Source organism: Acidisphaera sp. S103, assembly GCF_009765975.1.
Taxonomy (GTDB): domain Bacteria; phylum Pseudomonadota; class Alphaproteobacteria; order Acetobacterales; family Acetobacteraceae; genus Rhodopila.
Genome location: NZ_LMUJ01000088.1, coordinates 118,162 through 137,544 on the forward strand (window position 1 = coordinate 118,162; position 19,383 = coordinate 137,544).

Annotated in this window: 16 protein-coding genes and 4 pseudogenes; 8 read left to right on the forward strand and 12 right to left on the reverse strand. The window is 58.6% G+C overall.

What is annotated here, in order from left to right; genetic code table 11:
* Positions 1 to 407: 407 nt before the first annotated feature.
* The 3 genes from GSQ89_RS29495 to GSQ89_RS29505 all read right to left on the reverse strand — a co-directional run bounded on the left by GSQ89_RS29495 (position 408) and on the right by GSQ89_RS29505 (position 2,874).
* Positions 408 to 764 (reverse strand): WGR domain-containing protein, encoded by a 357-nt coding sequence (locus GSQ89_RS29495; protein WP_158931688.1) that lies wholly within the window; start codon positions 762 to 764, stop codon positions 408 to 410.
* A gap of 36 nt (positions 765 to 800) precedes the next feature.
* A complete protein-coding gene (locus tag GSQ89_RS29500; RefSeq protein ID WP_158931689.1) occupies positions 801 to 1,532 on the reverse strand; it encodes a hypothetical protein in 732 nt (243 codons plus the stop codon).
* A 433-nt stretch (positions 1,533 to 1,965) separates the two neighbouring features.
* Complete coding sequence (locus tag GSQ89_RS29505) at positions 1,966 to 2,874, reverse strand: SDR family oxidoreductase (protein WP_371734309.1); 909 nt, start codon at positions 2,872 to 2,874, stop codon at positions 1,966 to 1,968.
* Here GSQ89_RS29505 and GSQ89_RS29510 point away from each other — a divergent pair.
* Positions 2,864 to 3,754 carry a TauD/TfdA family dioxygenase gene (locus GSQ89_RS29510; protein WP_158931690.1) on the forward strand — a complete coding sequence of 297 codons (891 nt, stop codon included), beginning with the start codon at positions 2,864 to 2,866 and terminating at the stop codon, positions 3,752 to 3,754. The two genes, GSQ89_RS29505 and GSQ89_RS29510, sit on opposite strands and share 11 nt — an antisense overlap.
* Positions 3,755 to 3,992: 238 nt before the next feature.
* Complete coding sequence (locus tag GSQ89_RS29515; RefSeq protein ID WP_158931691.1) at positions 3,993 to 4,541, forward strand: hypothetical protein; 549 nt, start codon at positions 3,993 to 3,995, stop codon at positions 4,539 to 4,541.
* Between the two features lie 253 nt (positions 4,542 to 4,794).
* Here GSQ89_RS29515 and GSQ89_RS29520 read toward each other — a convergent pair whose 3' ends face one another.
* The 4 genes from GSQ89_RS29520 to GSQ89_RS40325 form a co-directional block, all read right to left on the reverse strand.
* Positions 4,795 to 5,994 carry an MFS transporter gene (locus tag GSQ89_RS29520; protein WP_371734310.1) on the reverse strand — a complete coding sequence of 400 codons (1,200 nt, stop codon included), beginning with the start codon at positions 5,992 to 5,994 and terminating at the stop codon, positions 4,795 to 4,797.
* 83 nt (positions 5,995 to 6,077) lie between these two features.
* A complete protein-coding gene (locus tag GSQ89_RS29525) occupies positions 6,078 to 6,968 on the reverse strand; it encodes a hypothetical protein (RefSeq protein ID WP_158931693.1) in 891 nt (296 codons plus the stop codon).
* A gap of 27 nt (positions 6,969 to 6,995) precedes the next feature.
* Positions 6,996 to 8,054, reverse strand: coding sequence for a hypothetical protein (locus tag GSQ89_RS29530; protein WP_158931694.1), 1,059 nt, complete (start codon positions 8,052 to 8,054; stop codon positions 6,996 to 6,998).
* A 415-nt stretch (positions 8,055 to 8,469) separates the two neighbouring features.
* Entirely contained in the window at positions 8,470 to 8,934 is a 465-nt protein-coding gene (locus GSQ89_RS40325) for a helix-turn-helix domain-containing protein (protein ID WP_371734311.1), read from the reverse strand.
* A gap of 224 nt (positions 8,935 to 9,158) precedes the next feature.
* Here GSQ89_RS40325 and GSQ89_RS39530 point away from each other — a divergent pair.
* Positions 9,159 to 9,424, forward strand: a pseudogene (locus GSQ89_RS39530) (hypothetical protein); the annotation flags it as partial.
* Here GSQ89_RS39530 and GSQ89_RS29540 read toward each other — a convergent pair.
* The 3 genes and pseudogenes from GSQ89_RS29540 to GSQ89_RS29550 form a co-directional block, all read right to left on the reverse strand.
* The gene (locus GSQ89_RS29540; protein WP_254073422.1) at positions 9,411 to 11,486 is read right to left on the reverse strand and encodes a bifunctional diguanylate cyclase/phosphodiesterase; all 2,076 of its coding nucleotides are present in this window, start codon (positions 11,484 to 11,486) and stop codon (positions 9,411 to 9,413) included. The pseudogene GSQ89_RS39530 and the gene GSQ89_RS29540 overlap by 14 nt on opposite strands.
* A gap of 617 nt (positions 11,487 to 12,103) precedes the next feature.
* A pseudogene (locus GSQ89_RS29545) lies at positions 12,104 to 12,767 on the reverse strand (IS6 family transposase).
* Between the two features lie 67 nt (positions 12,768 to 12,834).
* Entirely contained in the window at positions 12,835 to 14,712 is a 1,878-nt protein-coding gene (locus GSQ89_RS29550) for an NAD(P)/FAD-dependent oxidoreductase (protein ID WP_158931697.1), read from the reverse strand.
* Here GSQ89_RS29550 and GSQ89_RS29555 point away from each other — a divergent pair.
* From GSQ89_RS29555 to GSQ89_RS29570, 4 genes and pseudogenes are all read left to right on the forward strand, one after another.
* Complete coding sequence (locus GSQ89_RS29555; RefSeq protein ID WP_158931698.1) at positions 14,700 to 15,107, forward strand: tripartite tricarboxylate transporter permease; 408 nt, start codon at positions 14,700 to 14,702, stop codon at positions 15,105 to 15,107. The genes GSQ89_RS29550 and GSQ89_RS29555 overlap by 13 nt on opposite strands.
* 156 nt (positions 15,108 to 15,263) lie before the next feature.
* The gene (locus GSQ89_RS29560; protein WP_158931699.1) at positions 15,264 to 16,154 is read left to right on the forward strand and encodes a TauD/TfdA family dioxygenase; all 891 of its coding nucleotides are present in this window, start codon (positions 15,264 to 15,266) and stop codon (positions 16,152 to 16,154) included.
* A 47-nt stretch (positions 16,155 to 16,201) separates the two neighbouring features.
* A pseudogene (locus GSQ89_RS39535) lies at positions 16,202 to 16,590 on the forward strand (transposase); the annotation flags it as partial.
* 428 nt (positions 16,591 to 17,018) lie between these two features.
* A complete protein-coding gene (locus GSQ89_RS29570) occupies positions 17,019 to 17,825 on the forward strand; it encodes a response regulator transcription factor (protein WP_158931700.1) in 807 nt (268 codons plus the stop codon).
* A gap of 230 nt (positions 17,826 to 18,055) precedes the next feature.
* Here the strand turns inward: GSQ89_RS29570 and GSQ89_RS29575 are convergent, their stop codons facing one another.
* Together GSQ89_RS29575 and GSQ89_RS29580 are read right to left on the reverse strand one after the other, a co-directional pair.
* A complete protein-coding gene (locus GSQ89_RS29575) occupies positions 18,056 to 18,220 on the reverse strand; it encodes a hypothetical protein (RefSeq protein ID WP_158931701.1) in 165 nt (54 codons plus the stop codon).
* 536 nt (positions 18,221 to 18,756) lie between these two features.
* Entirely contained in the window at positions 18,757 to 18,993 is a 237-nt protein-coding gene (locus GSQ89_RS29580; protein WP_158931702.1) for a hypothetical protein, read from the reverse strand.
* A gap of 26 nt (positions 18,994 to 19,019) precedes the next feature.
* Between GSQ89_RS29580 and GSQ89_RS29585 the strand changes: the two are divergent.
* Positions 19,020 to 19,383, forward strand: a pseudogene (locus GSQ89_RS29585) (DDE-type integrase/transposase/recombinase); the annotation flags it as partial.

Consider the following 19,383-nt stretch of genomic DNA (forward strand, 5'->3'; position numbering starts at 1 on the left):
GCCGCCGGCTCCCCATCCCGCACGCGTTCCACCGCCATCAGCCGTATGGCTTCCAACGTCCGGTGATCAAAGCTGCGCCCATCTCGCTTCATGCCTCATCATAACAGCACAGGCACGCACGTACAAGCTGTTTGTCGTCTTAATTAACGACTGGTGAGTAAAGCCGCCGCAGCCTCAGCCGTGATCCGGCCGTCTGCCAGATCGATCATGATATGCAGTCGGGTCAGTTCCTGACCGCTCATTTGGATCACCGTCATCGCACGTGACCCCGAACGTCTCAACAACAGCTTGCCCCAGTGACATTTCTATCGGTGACCACAATTGTTAACCGCATAATGTATCTTATGTGAAATCATAATCGTTTCCGATGGTATGATCTAGGCTTTCTGTATCATAGCCGAAAGTGGTTATGTGAAGTCGTGGCACGATGGTGCGTTACCCGACCGCGGAAACCAGGCGCAGAGCCGTTCATCCAAGTCAGGCCAATGCCAGTCGCCATGCTGGGCGGCGCTCTTCAGCCGGTAAGCCACGCCGATCCGGCGTGGCGCGCTGGCCCGCTTGCGCATGCAGGCCTTCACCTCGGCCGCCGCTGCATCCGCTGTCGAAAACGATCGCGCCTTGGTGCGGACTAACGCACCGATCCGGCCGTAGCTCATTTCCACCAACCAGGCGCCGAACAGATCCGCGCTCACGGCAATCTCATAGGCGCGATGACAACGATGTGCCGGCGACCGGGCCTCCAACTTGATGCTGAGAGATGTCATCGGCGTCACGTTTCATGATGTGGTTGTTGTTCGTCGCTACCTAGGTGCGAGAGAGAGGCCACCATCGAAGGGCACGATCACCGCTGACGGCGGACTAAACCGCCCTCCCCGGTCCGGCAAGTTGTTTCGGTACCACACCGACGGGACCAGCCCGTCCCTCGGCCTAGTCAGCTCTTGTGAATTCAGCGGGTCGTACGACAGCCCGCAGTGAGCACGCCAGCTTGCGATTCGCGCCTGCATCTGACTCAGGCTCGTCGTTCGTCGTCCCCGCATCGGCCCCCAGCCCTGTTCCGGCCATGGCATCTCGACGACGACTTCCCCATCGGTCTCTCGCGCGAGCCGGCGCTGCAGATAGCTCGCGCCAGATGGCCCTCCGACGCCGTCCTGGCCGAGCCCCACCAGCGCCTGAACCTGGGCGGCCAGCGCTCCCGAGGGTGCACCATCCCGAAACCAATATCCGACCTGCTGAACAATCAAATCCTCAATGCCAATGACGTTCAACGAGGTCTCATCCATTGATGCTGACGGATCGAGATCAAGAACCACGAGAAGCCTGTCTGACGGCTCAGCGACGCTGAGTTCCGCGCGAGCCTCGACGATGTCGATCCCAATCTCAAGTTCGGGATGCCACAGACCCCGTTCGGCATGTCGCGGACGGTCACACCAGCGAAATCCAACGGAAAACAGCTCTGAGGTGAGTAGCCGTGCGTCGGATCCCACCACTTCGAGATCCGCAGCCGGCCATAGACTGCCGGTATAGAGTTCCACCGCGGATCCACCACACAGCACTGGATCGGATACGCCGAATGGCAGCCGCGCGCTGGCTTGCGCCAATAGGCCCAATGCGCTGAGAAAATTCTTCCGCCGGGGCGTTCGGTGCGATGCCTGCTGCCTGTGCCGATTCTACACACAACGAATCGCGAGGAAATCGTCAATTTTCGAAAATCAAGAAAAATCTGCGGTGTTTGATGGATGGCCAATCAGAGCCTTCATCTCTGTTTCCCCCCTCGAAGCCACTTGCCGCCCAGTCGACTGCTAGCAGCACCCGGACGGTAGTGCCGCCCGTCGGCAGATGAAGTGCATTCTTTGTTCGTCCTCATGGAAATTCGCAGCTCGACGGACAGGCAGTGCCGAGCTACCATTTCAGAATGGCCGGGAAGATATCGTGTGCCAACGGCAGGGCCGTCAGGGAAGCAGCCATTTAGCCGCGGCCGATATAGGGCATTTTTGTCGCCATGACCGTCATGAATTGGACATTCGCGCTGAGCGACAGGCTCGCCATATAGGCGACCCCGCGTGCGACATCGTTCACATCGATGCGCGCTTCTGCCTCAACCTTGCCACTCGCCTGTAGACGCCCTCGCGCCGTGTCCTCGTTGCGCGTTGTCGCCGCGTTGCCGATGTCGATCTGCCCACAGGCGATATCGTATTCCCGTCCATCCAGCGACAGCGACCGGGTCAGACCGGTCAGCGCGTGCTTAGTCGCTGAGTATGGTGTTGAGTTCCGCCGGGGCACGTGCGCCGAGACCGAACCATTGTTGATGATGCGTCCACCGCGCGGCTCCTGGCTTTTCATCATGCGGAACGCGTGCTGCGCGCAGAGGAATGAGCCGGTCAAATTGACCGCGACAACGTTTGCCCATTGCTCCAGGGTCAAATCCTCGATCGGAATGTTCCGAGTGCTGATACCTGCGTTGTTGAAAAGAAGATCGATCCGGCCATACGTCGTGTTGACCGTGTCAAACAAAGCCGCAATCGACGCCGGGTCAGTCACGTCGGTTGGTACAACCAGCATCTGTGGCGGCGTCGCCCGGGCGAGTGCGGCCGTCTCTTCGAGCATTGCGCGGCGACGGCCGGCGAGCACCACCGAGAACCCGTCTGCGGACAGCGCAAGCGCCGTTGCCCGTCCGATACCGCTGCCCGCCCCGGTAATCACCGCAATCTTTCCCACAATCTCCATCGCCGCATCCTCCCGCACAGTTTCGTTCATCTTCGTCGCCACGCCGACAACAGACAACTGCGTACCGCATCTGTCCCCGGCCGGTTTCCATCCCCGGCCGCCGGCGGTACAGTCCTGAGCCCCAGGAGGAGCCGCTTCAATGGCGATCACGATCAAACAATTGCACCCACTGTTTTGTGCTGAGATTGGCCGTGTCGACACCGGCGAGCCCATGGACGACGCGACCTTTGCCGAAATCCAAGCAGCCTTCGAGGAGCATTCTGTGCTGGTGTTCCACGACCAGACCCTTGATGACGAGAAGCAGATCGCTTTCAGTCGCCGGTTTGGCCCGCTCGAGACGGCGGGCAAGGCCAACCCGGCTGCGGGAACTCATTTTGCTCGGCAATCAAATCTCGATATCCGCACCGGTACTGTCATACCGCCCGAGGATCGCCGGATGGTCTACCAGAAGGGCAACTACCTCTGGCACTCGGACAGTTCGTTCAAAGCGGTGCCGTCGCTCTGTTCCCTGTTGTCCGCGCGCGTCGTTCCGCCCGAAGGCGGCAACACGGAATTCGCCTCGATGCGTGCGGCCTATGACGCGCTGCCAGACGACAGGAAGCGGAAACTCGAAGGCCTTGTCGCCGAACACAGCTTGGTCTACTCGCGCGAAACGGTATCGACCGAGGCGTTGACTCCGGAGATGAAAGCCGAACTGCCGGGTGCCTGGCAGGCGATGGTACGGGTCAACCCGGTCAATGGCCGCAAGGCAGTCTACGCCGGCGCCCACGCCTCGCATGTGATCGGCTCGCCTCGTCAGGAAGGACGGGCCCTTATCCAGTGGCTCAACGACTTCGCGACGCAGCCGCGGTTCTGTTACTCGCATGCATGGCTGGACGGCGATCTGGTAATCTGGGACAACCGCGCCACACTGCACCGAGCGACGGCGTACGACACGGTTCGCCACAAGCGTCTGATGCAACGCACCACTGTTGGTGGCGATCTGCCGACCGTGAAGCAACCGGAACGGTATGAACTCGCTGAGGAATAGCTGGGCGGGCATTGTCAATTTAAGGAATATTGTAACGAGTTTGAGTAATTTTCGTTCGCGGCTGGTCCCTTGGCGACTTTTTCAGGGCAATATTAATCTGTTGAATTGGCGAGAATTGCCAGTGGCCGGTGCGACAGTTCAGGTTGACAATGCCCTCTCGACGGTTATGGAGATAGCTAGATTATAGTCGCATGTGAGGTCCCACCCTTCATTCCGCTTTGAACTCACGGAGGCGAGCATGTCGCGTTACACGCCGGTCACCAGCAAGGCCGAAATGGGGTCAGAATCCGAGCACGTGTTTGACCAGGTAATGGGTGTATTTGGACGCGTACGCGGTCCGTTCAGCATGCTGCTGCACAGTCCGGAGCTGGCCGAGCGCCTGCTACCGATGGTGCCATTCGCGCGCGAAATCTGCGCCGTCGACCCGAAGTTGCGCCAGATCGCCATCCTGGCCGCGGTGCGCGAGCGCGACGCCAACTACGTTTGGGCCGCGCAGGTCGACGTTGCCCGTCGCGTGGGCCTGCGCGAGCTGGTGATCGACCTACTGCGCGCGAAAGGCGATCCATCGGACCTGCCGCCAGAGGAACGAGACATCGTGCTTTACATGCGCCAGCTGATGCGCGCCAACCGGGTCCAGCAATCCGTGTTCGATGCGTTGAAGGATCGGCAAGGCGTACAATGGTTGGTCGAGCTGACCGCGGTGGCGAACTTCTATGTCGCGCTGTGTGGCGTGGTGAACGCATTCGACGTCCCTGTGCCCCCAGAAGGCGATCGGTTCGACAGCTAGCCGCCTGGCCCTCCTAGTGGTTTACTATTGACAACGTATTTTTCGATATTGCGCTAAAGTCGCTTGTCCAGAATGTGCGACGCCCGACGAGGGCGGACCCGCTGGGTAATGCGTCCACGCCCCTTGCAAAAAACCCGTGTGGCGATCGCATTTTCCGACAAATACGATTACTTGCCGACGCCAATATCTTCAGGATCGTCAACGCGTTTCAAGTTCTTCACAGACGACTCGAGACTCAGCAGGGTGACAACACCTACCTGTGTCTAAGCCGCAACGAGCAGAGGAGGCCAACCGCAAGGACGGCGATAACGAGGCTGAAAACCGCTGACGCCACGGCCGGTCCCGTCAGCTCTTCTAGGGCGCCCCTGCCTAGCACGGGTAGGCCACCGCCAACATATATTGCCACGTAAAACTTGCTCGTGTAACTGGCTCGGCGAGCGCCGTGCGCAGTTTCGTTGATAAGACGGATGGCACCGGCGTAACTCAACCCATGACCCAGGCCAATTGCGGCAATCGCGGGCGTCAGCGCCAAAACTGGAACAACACCCGCCAATTCGAAGAAGCCGCAAACACCCGGGGCAACGAGGGTCATGCCGGCTGCAATCGCCACCCTCGCCCTGAGACAGCTTGCCAGCGTCGCACCCAAGGCAGAGGCAACCATCAAGGCGGACATCGCGCAACCGGCGGCGAGCAGCACATGGGACGCCAGCAAGGTGCCAAAGACCGGACCGCTGATCGTGAAAAAGGTGGCTTGCGCGCCGAAGCAGACCACGACCGCGGCACACGCCTGCCAGAATGCTATACGATCCGAATCGCGACCACCGAACGGGCCTTCGGTACTATCGGCCGTGCCAGGCGATTTGGCATCTACCGCGATAAGCTTTCCCTGGTGGACATGGGACGGCGAATCCTCCAGCTTCCGCGGGCGCCTGGGATCGGGCAAGACCGCTGCGATCATCAGGCTCACGAGAGCCATCCCGGCGCAGAAGAGCAAGGATGAAGTCGGGAACGACGGGAACGCTTCAGCTGCGACGCCGGAAAACAGCGGGGCTGACGCTCCACCCACCGCGAGCGCAAGTGCCGTGATCGAAGCAGCGGCAGCTTGCCTTTGTGCCCCGGCCAGTTCAGCAAGCGCCGCGGTGGCCGGGGCCGACATCGCGGCGATGCCAAGACCCTGCAGAAGCCGCCCGCTGACGAGCCATAAAAAGCCCCCCGCTACTGCCAAAAGCACCGATCCGATTGCGATGAAACTCAGACCAAACACAACCAACAATCGCCGACCGAAACGGTCACTCGCTCGCCCGAAGAACGGAAGGGCCGCGATCACCACCGCCGCATAGACTGCGTAGAGCATGGACAGCTCACTGGGGCTTAGCCCAGCGGTGCGTCTGAAAAGTTCAAACAGTGGCGCCGGATCGTTGACGCAAAATACCATCGTGAAGATGCAGAACACATATGCGCGGAAGATTGTCCTCCGGACAAAGGCATTCTGATCTGTAGCGGAGATAGTCCGGGCGGCCGGCGCGCAGCTGTCCGTCAAGCAGCCACAGCCATAGCCGGCAGCGCGAGCATGAGGCGCAGAATGCGCTCCCTAACCGCGGGGCCCATCGCCGTCTGCATGCGATAGGCATCATATTTGCTACCGTCAACACTCCGATCGAGTTCGGCGAATCGAGGAAACGGATGGAGGATGTGGGCGGATGGCCGCATGACACTTTCAGCCCGAGCCAAGTCAAAATCATACGCTCCCATGAAGTCCAGGTCGGGTGCGTTCCAGTAGCGGACGGGCGGAAGGTAGACAAAGTCCGCGTCCCGGATCTGATTGTCGACTTCGGCGATCGTGTTCGCGATGACGACCTCGGCGTGGTTAGGAACATATCGATCAGGCATCGCCATGCCGTCGGGTGCGACAAGCCGCAATTTCACAGGAAGGCGACCGAGTCCCTTTGCAAGTGAATGAGCGGTGCGGTGGTCGCGTAGATTGCCGACTATTGCAACGGTTTTGCCAAACAGGCCCAACGACCGCATAACCGTGATGTCGAGGATCGTTTGTGTCGGATGCTCGTTCGACGAGTCGCCAGCATTCACGATCGGCGCGGCGCAGTTCAACAGCTTCGATCGGTCCAGTTCGGTGCCGGCACGGACAACGACGCAATCTGAGGTCAGGCTCAGTTGATCGATCTCGTCGTAGAGATCGCACTGATCCCGGAACGCGCCACCCTTTGTGGTTATGGCAATCGGGGCGAGACCGATGCGAGTGCCCGCCGCGGCGAAGCTGGACATTGTTCGCAGGCTGGCCTGCTCAAACAAAAACGCCAGCGTGCCGCGGATCATGGCGGGTGGGGGCGACGTTCGGCTCTCCGGTGACGTTAACAAAAGCAGCTCACTGTCAGCGACATCATCGATACTAATCAGGTTTCGGCCCATAATGCACCTCCTCCGGTTGTAAGAGTGTTAAGTCGCGTCCACAATCTCGACGATGCCGTAGGCGATGTCTGGATTGCCCCTGTCCTGATGGCGTTTCGCAAGATTTGCGAAAGCCTCGACCTTGGCGATGCGTTCATCCTCGTCGGGCGTGTAAAGGCGGCACGACGCGAGGCCCGGCATGGCGACGGCCACCGAAGCCGGATTCTCCAGCTGGCGTACCCCATCTATGCGAAATACATGCTCGTCGGTCAGGAGATGCCACTTAACCCGATCTGCCCCGAAGTGCTCGATTGCACGCTCTACGATGTCCCATCGGTTCGCTACATGATCGCCGACCGATAAACCCATCAAGCAGGCGCGGACGGAGAGCCGACCCTTCGATGACCGGACGAAGCGGTCGATCGCGCGATAGGCCGCTATTTGGAGGTCGCCGCCCGATTCGCCACCGTTCGATGTCAGCGGCAACGCGTCCGCGCTAGGTGCCGGCCCGAACGGTAGGTTGGCGAGAATGAGAACATGTCCCTCGAGGTCGGAACAGACGGCTTTAGGGATCCCGTCGCGGATATCGTTAATTGCCAAGACACAATCCTCGCCGAGGATCCCATTGAGCGCCCGATTCACGGTCGCGTAGGCGAGTGCCCGTGGATTGATGTCGAAGGCAACGCTTCGCCCCCCAACGGCCATCGCATTCAGACCGCAGCCGGTCGCAAGATCCAGCGTCCAGTCCGCCCACGTGGCAAAGCCTGATTTCCGTACAAAGCCGATCAGGGCCACACTCTCATCGCAAAACGGGAAGACCCGCACCCGCGGATCAATCCAAACCCCGTCGGTCAGGAAAATGCCGGCTTCCGTGAGGTTCAATTTGGCAAGGAGGCGGCCAGAACGAGCCAGACCTGCCCTCTCAAGAAGGTCAACGGCGGCCACATCAGACAGCTCGAACGGCTGAACCTCCGCGACCGTTCCGAGCCAGTCCTGGTAGGGGGGCGAGCCATAAATTGCGCGGAGCTGCTCGTTCAAAGCACGGCTGAACCTGGCATCGGACGCAAGCTCTGTTGAGAGCAAGAAGACATCATCGGTCGAAAGCATGTGACTGTTATCTCCGCTTGACTATTTCCCGCGGCCGAAAAGGCCGGCTGAGTGAGATGGCGACAAGGCACGACCGTCCGCCGCTGCGCCAGCGCCGTCAGACGTTACTGATATTAAACGGAAGGTAATCGCTGACCCTGCGGGCGGCCTCGCGAGCATTTCATCCTGCCGCGTGGCCCTGATGACGAAATGCTGACGCTGACCCTAAGCTCAGCATTGCTGGGCTCCGTTACATGTGGTCTGCGTCGCGTGTGATTACTCTTTGACATACCGCAGTGATCTGAAATGTTCTGACGTGTCGGTGGGGATACATGTAGTTGCGGATGACCATAGATTGCAACTATCCGTTGTTGCGCTCCACGCAAGCCCGAGTCGGATCTCTTGCGCTGTCCACAATTCCCGAGTTCCCCTTTGCCTACTTAGGTGAGACATCAGTCAGCAGCGAAAAGATAAGCGCTTGCAGGCACGCATTGGTTTGTTGGCTTAGTAGCTGCGAAAGTTGCTTGAATGGAGCGAGGAGATAATTCTCCTCACTCCCAACTGTTTTTGTCTCGGAGACCTTGTGGAAGTCCATCGTTCCCCGGCCGAGCAAAAGCCAATCCAGCGAGATGTCGAGAGCCGAGCAAACTGCCACGGCGTTGTCCAATGACAAAGACCGGTTGGCCTTCCAGCGGGTGATAGCGCTCTCATGTACTTGGAGTTGGAACGCGAGTGCGTGCTGTTTTCGGACCCCGCGTGCCTCCATAGCCAAGCGTAGTCTGTCACCTCGATTCGACATAGGCAGCCTTTCTGTCTTAATTGAAGGCAGAGTGTCGGTCGTCGGTCGAACAACGCTAAGTCGGCACGAAACAGGAACATGCCATGGTGCCGAAAGGTCCATGGAGAACCGTCCGGACCTGTAGGCGCTGTCCGGTCGTGGCAGCCAAAAGTTCGGGATAAAGTGGCTGGTGGTTTTCACGACGCCGGCGTCCGAATTCGATGCTTACCGGACGACCTGACGGGGCATACCGAGCAACGGGGATGGACCGGCCGACGGCCTGACGACCGCGGGAACTGGGTTTCTTCGGGCCGCCAATTTTCCGACAGCGGTCCCTGTCGCACGAGATCAAGCGTGAATTACGCCGGCGGTCAGCGGTCGAACCGGTGATCGTCCATCTCAAGGAACAACGCCGGATGGGAAGGAACTATCTGACCGGACAGGCCGGCGACGCCGCCAATGCCGTCCTCGCCGTCGCTGGTTGCGACTTCAGCTCCTGCTCGAATGGATACCTTTGCTTTGGCGGGCCTTGTTGATGGTCGCGCTTCTCAGCGATCAGTCATCAGCGCCACCCAATACGCCGTCTGAAAGTGGATTCTTCACCGACGACTGACAAGCTGGTCGTTGGCGAATGCGGCGTTTTGTTCCGCTATCAGGCTATTCGCGACACTCAATGGAGCAGGGCGGCCGAACAGGAAGCCCTGTCCGATAGAGCAGTTCATTGATCTCAGAATCGCTGCCTGCTGCTCCGTCTCGATGCCCTCAGCGACGGTCTCAACGTTGAGCGAGACACTAAGCTCCACAATCGCATTTACAATCAGTTCGGCCTCTCTCCCATCACCTAGCTTGCGGACGAACGACTGGTCTATTTTTAGTCTATCAAAACGAAACTTATGCAAGTAACTGAGACCGGTATTGCCAGTGCCAAAATCGTCCATTGAAACACGAACGCCGATGATCGCGAGCTTTCTGAGAACGGTGAGCATTGCCTCATCATCGTATAATGGAGCAGATTCGGTAATCTCAAGCTCAAGTCGCGTCGCCTTCAATCCGGCCTTTGCCAACACGTCCGAAACCATATCGACGAATCCTTCGGTCCGGAGCTGCTGTGGGGCGACGTTGACGGCGATCATGATGTCATCGCCCCAGCCGAGAGCGTCAGTACACGCACGACGCAACACCCATGCGCCGAGAGGCACGATGAGACCAGATTTCTCCGCCACCGAAATGAAAGTGTCGGCCGAAACTGTGCCTCTCTCTGCGCGGTCCCAGCGTGCGAGCGCTTCAAAGGCGACAATCCGACGCGTACGCAAGTCAACTTGTGGCTGGTAGTGAATATGTAAGCTGTCGTTGTCGATGGCCTTACGCAAAGCGGATTCGAGTCCGCCGTACTCGTCAGTGAACATCGACATGGCCGGCTCGTAGACCCTATGCCTGTTCCGCCCGTCCTGCTTTGCTGCATACAGGGCGAGGTCGGCTCGTATCATGAGATCATCGACCGATGTTGCGTGAACCCTAGCGGTGGCAATGCCGATACTTATCCCGACGCTGACCTCATGCCCTCGGATCTCAAAAGGTTGCTCAAGGCAGGCCACAAGACGCCTCGCGAGACCCTCGGCACCTTCATGGTCGTTCCGGCTCAGGTAGATGACGGCGAATTCGTCGCCGCCGAGACGCGCCAGAATATTGTCGGTGCGAACCTGCGCGCGCATCCGCCGGGTCGCTTGACGTAGCAACTCGTCGCCCACGGGATGGCCATAGGTGTCGTTGACTGCTTTGAAGCGGTCCAGGTCACACAACAGCAAAGTAACGCAAGCAGCCGGTTCACGCTCCGCAGACTCGACAGCCGTGACAAACCGCTCCTGAAATAGAGTTCGATTAGGAAGATCCGTCAGCGTGTCGTAATGCGCGAGACGTAGGATGGAGGCGGCAGCAGCGCGCTGCTCGGAAATGTCCTCTACGTAGCTCATTACGTTGCCGTCAACCAGCATCGAGGCGCTGTATCTGAGGACACGGTTGTCGGGTAATTCGACATCGAACACGCGATAGTTACCATCGGAACGGATCTCTGCAAGTTGCTTTTGTAGATAGTCTTGAGCTGACCGGGGCCAGCGCAGTGCGCCGACAAGCATCGCGTTGAACTCTGCTCGTGGCAGCCCGATGGCATTCATAGCGGGCAGTCCAAAAATTTTGAGCAAACGCTGGTTGTGCAGTGCCACCTTTCCATTCGCCGAAATCATCACAATCCCTTCGACCATATTCTCGACTGCAGCCTTCAGATTTGCTTCGCTGACCATGGCGCGTCGCGAACTTTCGCGAAGCACGTCGAGCGCTTGCGCAAGCTGGTCGACTTCGTCCCCCTCGCCCGCAATTAATGCGGCTGTCTCATCGAAGCTTCGAGCTAATGCCCGCACACTTTCCGTCAGTTCGTTCAGCCGCCTCGACTCGCCTTTTTTGATAAGAATCGCGGCGACACAAAGCGCCATCGACACCGCAGCAATCAGCACAAGCCAAGGATCGAGACGATGGTAAATGCCAGCCGCACAAAACAGTAAGCTGAATATGTTTGCCGCCGTAAGGGCGACCAAACTCGTCCCGCCGGCCATTTTTAGTCGCTTTTCAATGCTGCGAGAGAGCCGCGGGATTGATAGTGTTATCCTTCTTGGATCGAACACGCCCAAGAACTTCAACGCTTCTGCGTCGGCTGCAGCGAGCGGCTGGAACCAAATGCACCCCGCATTTTGCGATTCCCTGTCGTCGATCGTCCTCCGGCATGTGCCTGGCCCCGTACCTGGCCGCGCAAAAAAACAAACGACCCGGTAATGGGAGACTGGCCTAGGAGAATTGATCTGGCGGTCTTGCCGGGGCCGTACATGCAGTTCCGTTCGAATTTGTCGGACCGATATGTATACCTCTTTCGCGTGATGTATACCTCGTTCGCGCGCTCTTGTAGCAGATTCGAGGACTCTATTGTCGAGCATAGTTTAATTGTACATAAATCGTGATATTGTCCATGTTTTTGGATCATGCGTTTGCCCGTGACGCTTGAGTTTCATTGGTAACTGTCCCGGGTCGGTGCGAGGGTTCTGTCGCAAACTTCCATTGCGGACGTGCGAGTCCCGCAGAGATGACGGGCCATATGCCGGCAAAGAGTAGAATTGCCGGGCCGGGCATACCTCTGCTGTCGGGAGCAACTGACCTTTCCGGATCATGTGCATGAGTTCGACGCCGGTTCTGTTGCAGCGTTATTCCTAGGCTGCGAGGGATCCACCAGAGGGGATCGACTTACCTATCAGGCAGCGACCTCGAACAGCATTGCTATGAACCGTGCCTGGGCCTTGATGTCGTTGCCACCGATGTTCCGAACTTGCCCCTTCCTGATCATTGCCATCGTCTCGTAGCCTACCAGCGTTCGTCTCGCCGTCCAGAAGCTGCCGAAGCCAAGCCCCGGACAGGCCAGTCGTTTGACGTTCCGATGGTCTTGCTCGACGATATTGTTCAGATATTTCACCTGTCGCAGCCGAGACCCGCGCCAGAGTTCGCTGTCCTTCTTCATCTCCGCGGCCGCCTTCGGATAAGCCGCATTCTTGTCCACCGTGATGGTCCTCGGGTTCACCGTGTGCGACTGCGCCAACGCCTTGCGGAAAAACCGGTTCGCCGCCTCAGCGTCGCGCTTGGCCGATAGCAGGAAGTCGATGGTCTGGCCACGGCTGTCGACGGCGCGATACAGATACATCCAGCGGCCCTTGACCTTCACATAGGTCTCGTCCACCCGCCAGGAACCATTGCTCATGCGCAGATGGGGGCGAATCCACTTTTCAAGTTCGGCCGCATAAGCCTGGACAACGAAAGATGGTGGTGTGGTCCACCTCGACGCTGCGGTCCAGCAGCATGAGCTCGAGATCTCGGTAACTGATGGGGACCATCAGATACCAACGCACCGCCCACAGGATCACCCCAGTGGTGAACTGCCGACCCTTGAAGGATTGATCCTGCCGCGCCTGAGCCGCTTGTCGCTATTTCCTAGGCCGAACGTTGACTGAATCCCTCGAAGACGTAGGGCTCGAGAGAGGCCTGAGCGGCCATACGGATCTCATGCCATTTTTGCGGCCCGCCGTAATAGGCGAGGCTGCCGGGCTCCGCATTTCCGTCGCCGTTGTAATACGACAGGCAATCGCGCAGCGGCCGCGTCCTGACATCCGCGTCGCAGCAATGTTCGGCGTAAGCGACCTCGGATTTCCTCGTAACGTCGATGATGCAGTTACCCCGCTCGCGCGATGTCTTCAGTAGCCAGGCTACGTAATCCGTCTGTCCCTCGATCGTCCGGGTGAAATTGAACTGACCGCCGCCGCTCTGCGGCCCGGACATGATGAACAGGTTGGGAAATCCATGACTATGCAGGCCAAGGAAGGTTTTGACGCCTTCCTCGCCCCACTTCCCTCGCAGCGTCTTGCCATCCCGGCCAACGATCATGTTGAAGGACCCAGCTCCCATCCACTGGAACCCGGTCGCGTAAATCAGCAGGTCCAGCGGATACTCCACGCCCTCATGCACCACGCCCCTGGCATTGATCCGGCTGACACCGACAGGCGCTGTATCCACCAGCGTCACATGGGACAGGTTGAAGGTCGGCAGATACTCGTCATGAAAGGTCGGCCGCTTACATCCGTAAGCGTAATAAGGTTTCAACGCCGCCGCGGTCTTCGGATCCTTGACGATCGCATCCACGCGCGCCCGTATTTGTTCCATGATCCGGAAGTTCGTGTTGAGCTGCCGCTGCATCAGTTCTTCCGGTGACAACGGCCTGTCATATTGCCGGCGTTCCCGGAAATCCGCGACCTTGCCCGAAAGATAGTCGTCGTTGGCTTTCAGCGCGGTGCGTCCGGATGATATCCGGGCCAGTCTCTCCCGCCGGGCGCGCGCCCAGTTCGGTTCCTTCGACCAGGCTTCGATTTCCTCCTGAGTCGTCACGCGCTGATCGCGCACGTCGATCGTGGAAGGCGTCCGCTGAAAAACGTAGAGTTCCTTTACGACCTTCGCGATTTCCGGGACGACCTGCACCGCGCTCGCGCCCGTGCCAATAATCCCGACGCGCTGTCCCGCCAGATCTACGTTATAGTCCCAGCGGGACGTGTGGAATGACTTGCCGGCGAACGTCTCCATACCTTCAATACGAGCCAACTTCGGCGTGGTCAGAGACCCGTTCGCCAGCACGACATACCGGGCGCGCATTTTGTCGCCGCGGCTGGTCGACACGATCCATTGGCCAGCGGCCTGATCCCATTCGGTCCGCTCGACCGTCGTGTGGAACAGGCAGCGGTCGTAAAAGCCCAGATTTTCCGCCATGTTCTGGCAGTATTCGAGGATTTCGAACCCCGAGGCGAATTTCATCGTCGGGAAGTACCCCATTTCCTCCAGCAAAGGCAGATAGCTGTAGGATTCGACGTCGCAGGCGATGCCGGGATAGCGATTCCAATACCAGGTCCCGCCGACGTCGCCGCCTTTTTCGCAGACACGGACATCGAGAAATCCAGCCTGCCGCAGTTTGTACCACAGGATCAGGGCAGCAAAGCCGGCACCGATCACCAGGATTTCGCAACTATCGGTCAGCGCTTCCCGTTCAATCGGCGGTGCGGAGTAAACATCCTCCAGATACCGGGCGAATTCGCCTTCCATGGTGATGTAGTCAGCCGCGCCCTGCCTCGCTTCCTTATAGGCGCGATACCTAGCCTGCTCCTCTGCATTGAACGTGGCGCCGGCCGGAGGTGGCGGCAGGGTTATCAACGCTTCGTCCGAGATCGGCGAATATCCCTTCCCGGCGATCCGCTCGGTTGCCTTAGCGGCGCGCGTGTTGAAGATCTTGAGTCCCGTGGTCTCATCGGTTCGGATTGACGGCGTCATATCTGCTAACTCATGCGGTTGCTTCGGCAACAGTTGCCCGGTCGGAAAACAGGATAACCCGCTTTCGCCACACGACAACCTTCAGCCTCTGTAAGCCCATTGGCCGAGGCTCCATACCCGTTGCTTTCCTCGGCATCTTTCCAGGTATTGGCCCTTTGTTGAGCTCCTTCGCCTCCCACGCGATGGGACGCGATATCGCCAGAGATCCGTCCCGTTTCGGCAGAGGCACCATCGAGGGTGTCGCCAGCCCCGAGGCTGCCAACAACGCAGCCACCATCGGGCATTTTATCTTCATGCTGACCCTCGGCATCCTCGCCGGCACGGCAATTCCGTCCAGTTGGTTCTCGCCCTTGTCCTCGAACCGCTGCCGGAGCAGAATTTCCGCCGGGCGATGATCATTTCGAACGGCAACATAACGACTGTCGTCACACGCCCGATCAGCGGCGACTGACACACGGCTGTCTTCGGCCTTTGTTGACAGCGGGCTCGCGACTTCGCACGCTCTGCTATCGGATGATGTGTTCAGCAGGAATTTGCAAGGGAGGTTCTCCATGACGTTATCCATCCGCCCGATCGATCCCGTTTCTCGCCCATTCTTTGGCGGTGAGGCATCGGGTATCGACATCACGCAGCCGCTGACCAGTGAACAGGCGTCCGAAATCGAAAGGGGTATGGATGAATTCGGCGTAATGGTCTTCCACGACCAACATTTTACCGATGAAGCCCAGATGACGTTCTCCCGGAATTTCGGCGAGCTTGAACTCGCCACCAACAATTTGCGCGATAGCAAGGAACAACGTCTGGGCGCGCATATCGCCGACATTTCTAACCTGGACGCCAACAACAATGTGCTGGCACGTGAAAACCGCCGGCGACTGTTCAGCCTTGGCACTCGGTTATGGCATTCCGATAGTTCATTCAAGGTCGTGCCGGCCAAATACTCACTGTTGTCTGCTCGGATCATTCCGTCAAAGGGGGGCAATACGGAGTTCGCCGACATGCGGGCCGCCTACGATGCGCTTGACGAAGAAACCAAGGGCCAGTGTGAGGGATTGGTGTGCGAGCACAGCCAGTTGTTCTCCCGCGCCCAGATCGGCTTTGGCGACTTCACGGACGAGGAGCGACGGCAATTCGCGCCAGTACATCAACGCCTGATCCGGCGGCATCCATCCACGGGGCGGAAATCGCTGTATCTCGCCTCGCACGCCGGAATGATCGTCGGATGGCCGATTCCAGAGGCCCGTGCCTTTCTGCGCGATTTGAACGAATATGCGACGCAGCGGCAATTTGTCTATTCCCATCAGTGGAAACAATTTGATCTGGTGGTTTGGGATAACCAGGCGACGATGCACCGTTCTCGGCCGTTTGATGCAACGCAGGTGCGCGACATGCATCGCACCACCGTAACGGGCTCACGCTCAACCATGGCGGAAGCGGTGTAGGGTCGGCATCCGGGGCAACTGGAAGTACCTGTAATCGGGCAGTCGACAAGGCCGGTGCCACGGTCGATTTCCTGCTGACCGCCAAGAGGGATCGCAAGATCGCGCTGCGATTCTTGCGCAAGGCGATCAGGAGGAACGGTACGCCCGAGAAGATTACGATCGACAAGAGCGGCGCAAATATTGCGGCGATCGAAGCCACAACGGCGAAACTGAGGCGGGTATTGAGATCCGCCAGGTCAAATACCTCAACAACATCGTCGAACAGGATCATCGAGCCATCAAGCGACTGGTTCGGCCGATGCTGGGGCTCAAGTCCTTCTGGTCTGCCGCTGTGACGCCTGCCGGCGTCAAACCCATGCACATGATCCGGAAGGGTCAGTTGCTCCCGACAGGAGAGGTATGCCCGGCACGGCAATTCTATTCGTTGGCGGGGTAAAGCCCATCATCCCTGCGGAACTTGCACGTCCGCAATGGAAGCTTGCGACAAAACCCTTTTATTCCCGGGCTCGGTAGATTCCTCATTCACGAGTTCGTGTGCCGGATTGTTGAGCGAGGCGGCCGAAACCGCGTTCCACGCAACACGACCGCCCTTTCCAGTGTATTGCCGAGAGGGGAAGGATGGAGTGGCAGAAAGCCTCCGGCCACAGCAAATGCAGGCTGGCGCAATTTTGAGGAATTCATCGTTGTATGATTTGTAATGTCAAAATTGCTCCATACGGTGACTTTTATTATATATTTTGTGACTCACCCTAAGCCATAGTGAGTATTAGTAATATTCTCGCTTTTTTCAACACCATTCCCCTAACGTAGTGGCGTTAGAGATTACGGTTGATTGCCCTCAGATGCAAAAGGAGGCTTCCCAATATGGATAGGTATGGTGGCGAACCGGCTGGGAATACCCAAACGCTTGCTCAATTTGAAAGTGCGCCTGAATATGACGCAGCCGACCAGACGGGGATAGATTTCCAGATCAGCGTGGGTGCGCAGCAATCCGAACCGGCGGGAGGAAATCTCAGGTCTCTCACCGTCGGTCTGATCGATTGCTACCGCCTCACCCAGGAATGCTTGAGCAAGGCATTGAGCAGTCTGCATCCGGAGATCCAGATATCTAGCTTCACGGCCGTCCAGGATTGCATTGGCGCGGCGTCAAACAATTTCAATTTGATCATTTATCATCTTCATGGGAACGATGTTGCTGACACGACGATGACCCAAACCATCGCAACAATCAGCCAAGCGTTCCCGACCACACCGGTTATGATCTTCTCCGATGCGGACCAGGCGCAGCACCGGACGATCATGCGTTCCGCCTTGGAGAGCGGCGCACGGGGCTTCTTTCCGACGCAGACGGCCGGGCTTCCGATCACCTCGGCGGCGATCAGTCTGGTCAGCGCGGGCGGCACTTTCGTGCCGGCTGATCTTATGCTCACTGCTCCCCAAGATCGCTCGCCGCGGCGGCTGACAGCGCGGCAGAGGGCGGTTTTCACTCACCTGCGGTTGGGCAAGCCGAACAAGATCATCGCCTACGAGCTTGGCATGTGCGAGAGCACGGTGAAGGTCCACGTCAGAAACATTATGCAGAAGATGGGCGCCACGAATCGAACTCAGGCAGCATACAAAGGGCAGAGGTTTTCGAACGATTTCGAGGGCGCAAGCTCGATTGGGGCGTAGTCCATCGCTCCGTTTGAGTTCGTCTTTATTTCAGCCCGCCTCGAGACGGGTAGGCCTTAGGGGAGCAATGGAATGGCCTTCCGTGGTCATGCGAGCAGCACAGAAGTAGCGACGATATCAAGTTCTACTTGAGGCTCGCATGATAGAAAACCAAACTATGGGCCTGACTGCGGAGATCGCTTCGGCCCATCTTTCTGACAACGACGTGTCGGTGGCTCAGTTGCCGGCGCTTATTCGCACCGTACAGCGGACATCAACACAGCCGCGCCGATCAAACCGGCCGGTGTCGTCCGCCCGGTCGCGGCCACGGTGGCAAGGTTGCCGAGCTTGAACTCGACGGTGCCCTTCATCTCCTCGGGGTGCGTCAGTGGTGCGTCTGTTAGCTCGTCGCTCATGTCTTCGGCTCCTACTGGCTGATCAGCACGTTTACTACTTAACCCGGTCATCAGCCTGCTTGCACGGCTCTCCGTCGCCCTCTGATGCGCCTTATCGCCCGGCTGTCGCGGGCGCTAACCCCGGAGGGGAGACATCACCGCGGACAGGTTTTGATCTAGCCGCCACGCCGAAGTCGCTGCCAGCCGTTCCGCCGCCGACACTGCCAAGAAAACCGGCCAATCCGAGCGTGCGGCCCAACGTGATGCAAGCAGGGCAGAACGGATCGCCCTTAACACTGAACGTCGGGAGTTGCTGTCAACAGGAGGCAGATAACATCTTGGGCTTCCTCGCGTGTTGGAAACCGGGCATCGAGTACCGTTTCACGTCCGTCGCCATCGACTACGACGATCCGAAACGTAATATCTGAAGGTTCCGTGACCTCGGCGATTCGATACATTCTCATCGTCATAGCTTGGCACGGTCGACTTAGTGCCGAAACAGACCTACTTCGAGTTAGTGTCGATATCTAATCCCTACAAATGATCGGTTGCCTTCCTCAATCCGGCAGACGGCGTCGATGATAGCTGCCTCCGCGATAGGCCCGCTGCCACAGCAAGAGGGACCAAACGCCATCGCCCACAGCCTGGGGCGCTTGGAGACAATGCATCGTCGCGGTCAGATGGACCTCATCCGGCCCGGTGAAACAGGCCTCGCATTGCACCTTCAGGGCGACCGTGGCGAGCGTCATGGTGCGGATGCGTGGGTTCTCGGCCATTCGGCCCAGGCCGATCACCCGGCGCGCACCGCGCTGTCATGCAGACGATCAAGGTCGCGCATTTCCGCCTGACGTTCAGCCGCCAGATGTTCGTCGTGGCCTACCCGCGAGAGACTCAGGAGATGGTGTTCGACGCGCATAACCGGGCGTTTGCCTTCTTCGGCGGGGTGCCCCAGCGCATGGTCTATGACAACCTCAAGGCGGTCGTGGAAACGATCTTTAGTGGCAAGGAACGCTTGTTCAATCGCCGCTTCATGGTGCTGGCCAACCATTATCTGTTTGAACCGGTCGCTTGTACCCCGGCCTCGGGCTGGGAGAAGGGGCAGGTCGAGAACCAGGTCGGCAACATCGGGGAATGGTTGTTCACGCCGCTGGCGCGGTTTGCCAGCTTCGCGGCGTTGAACGAAC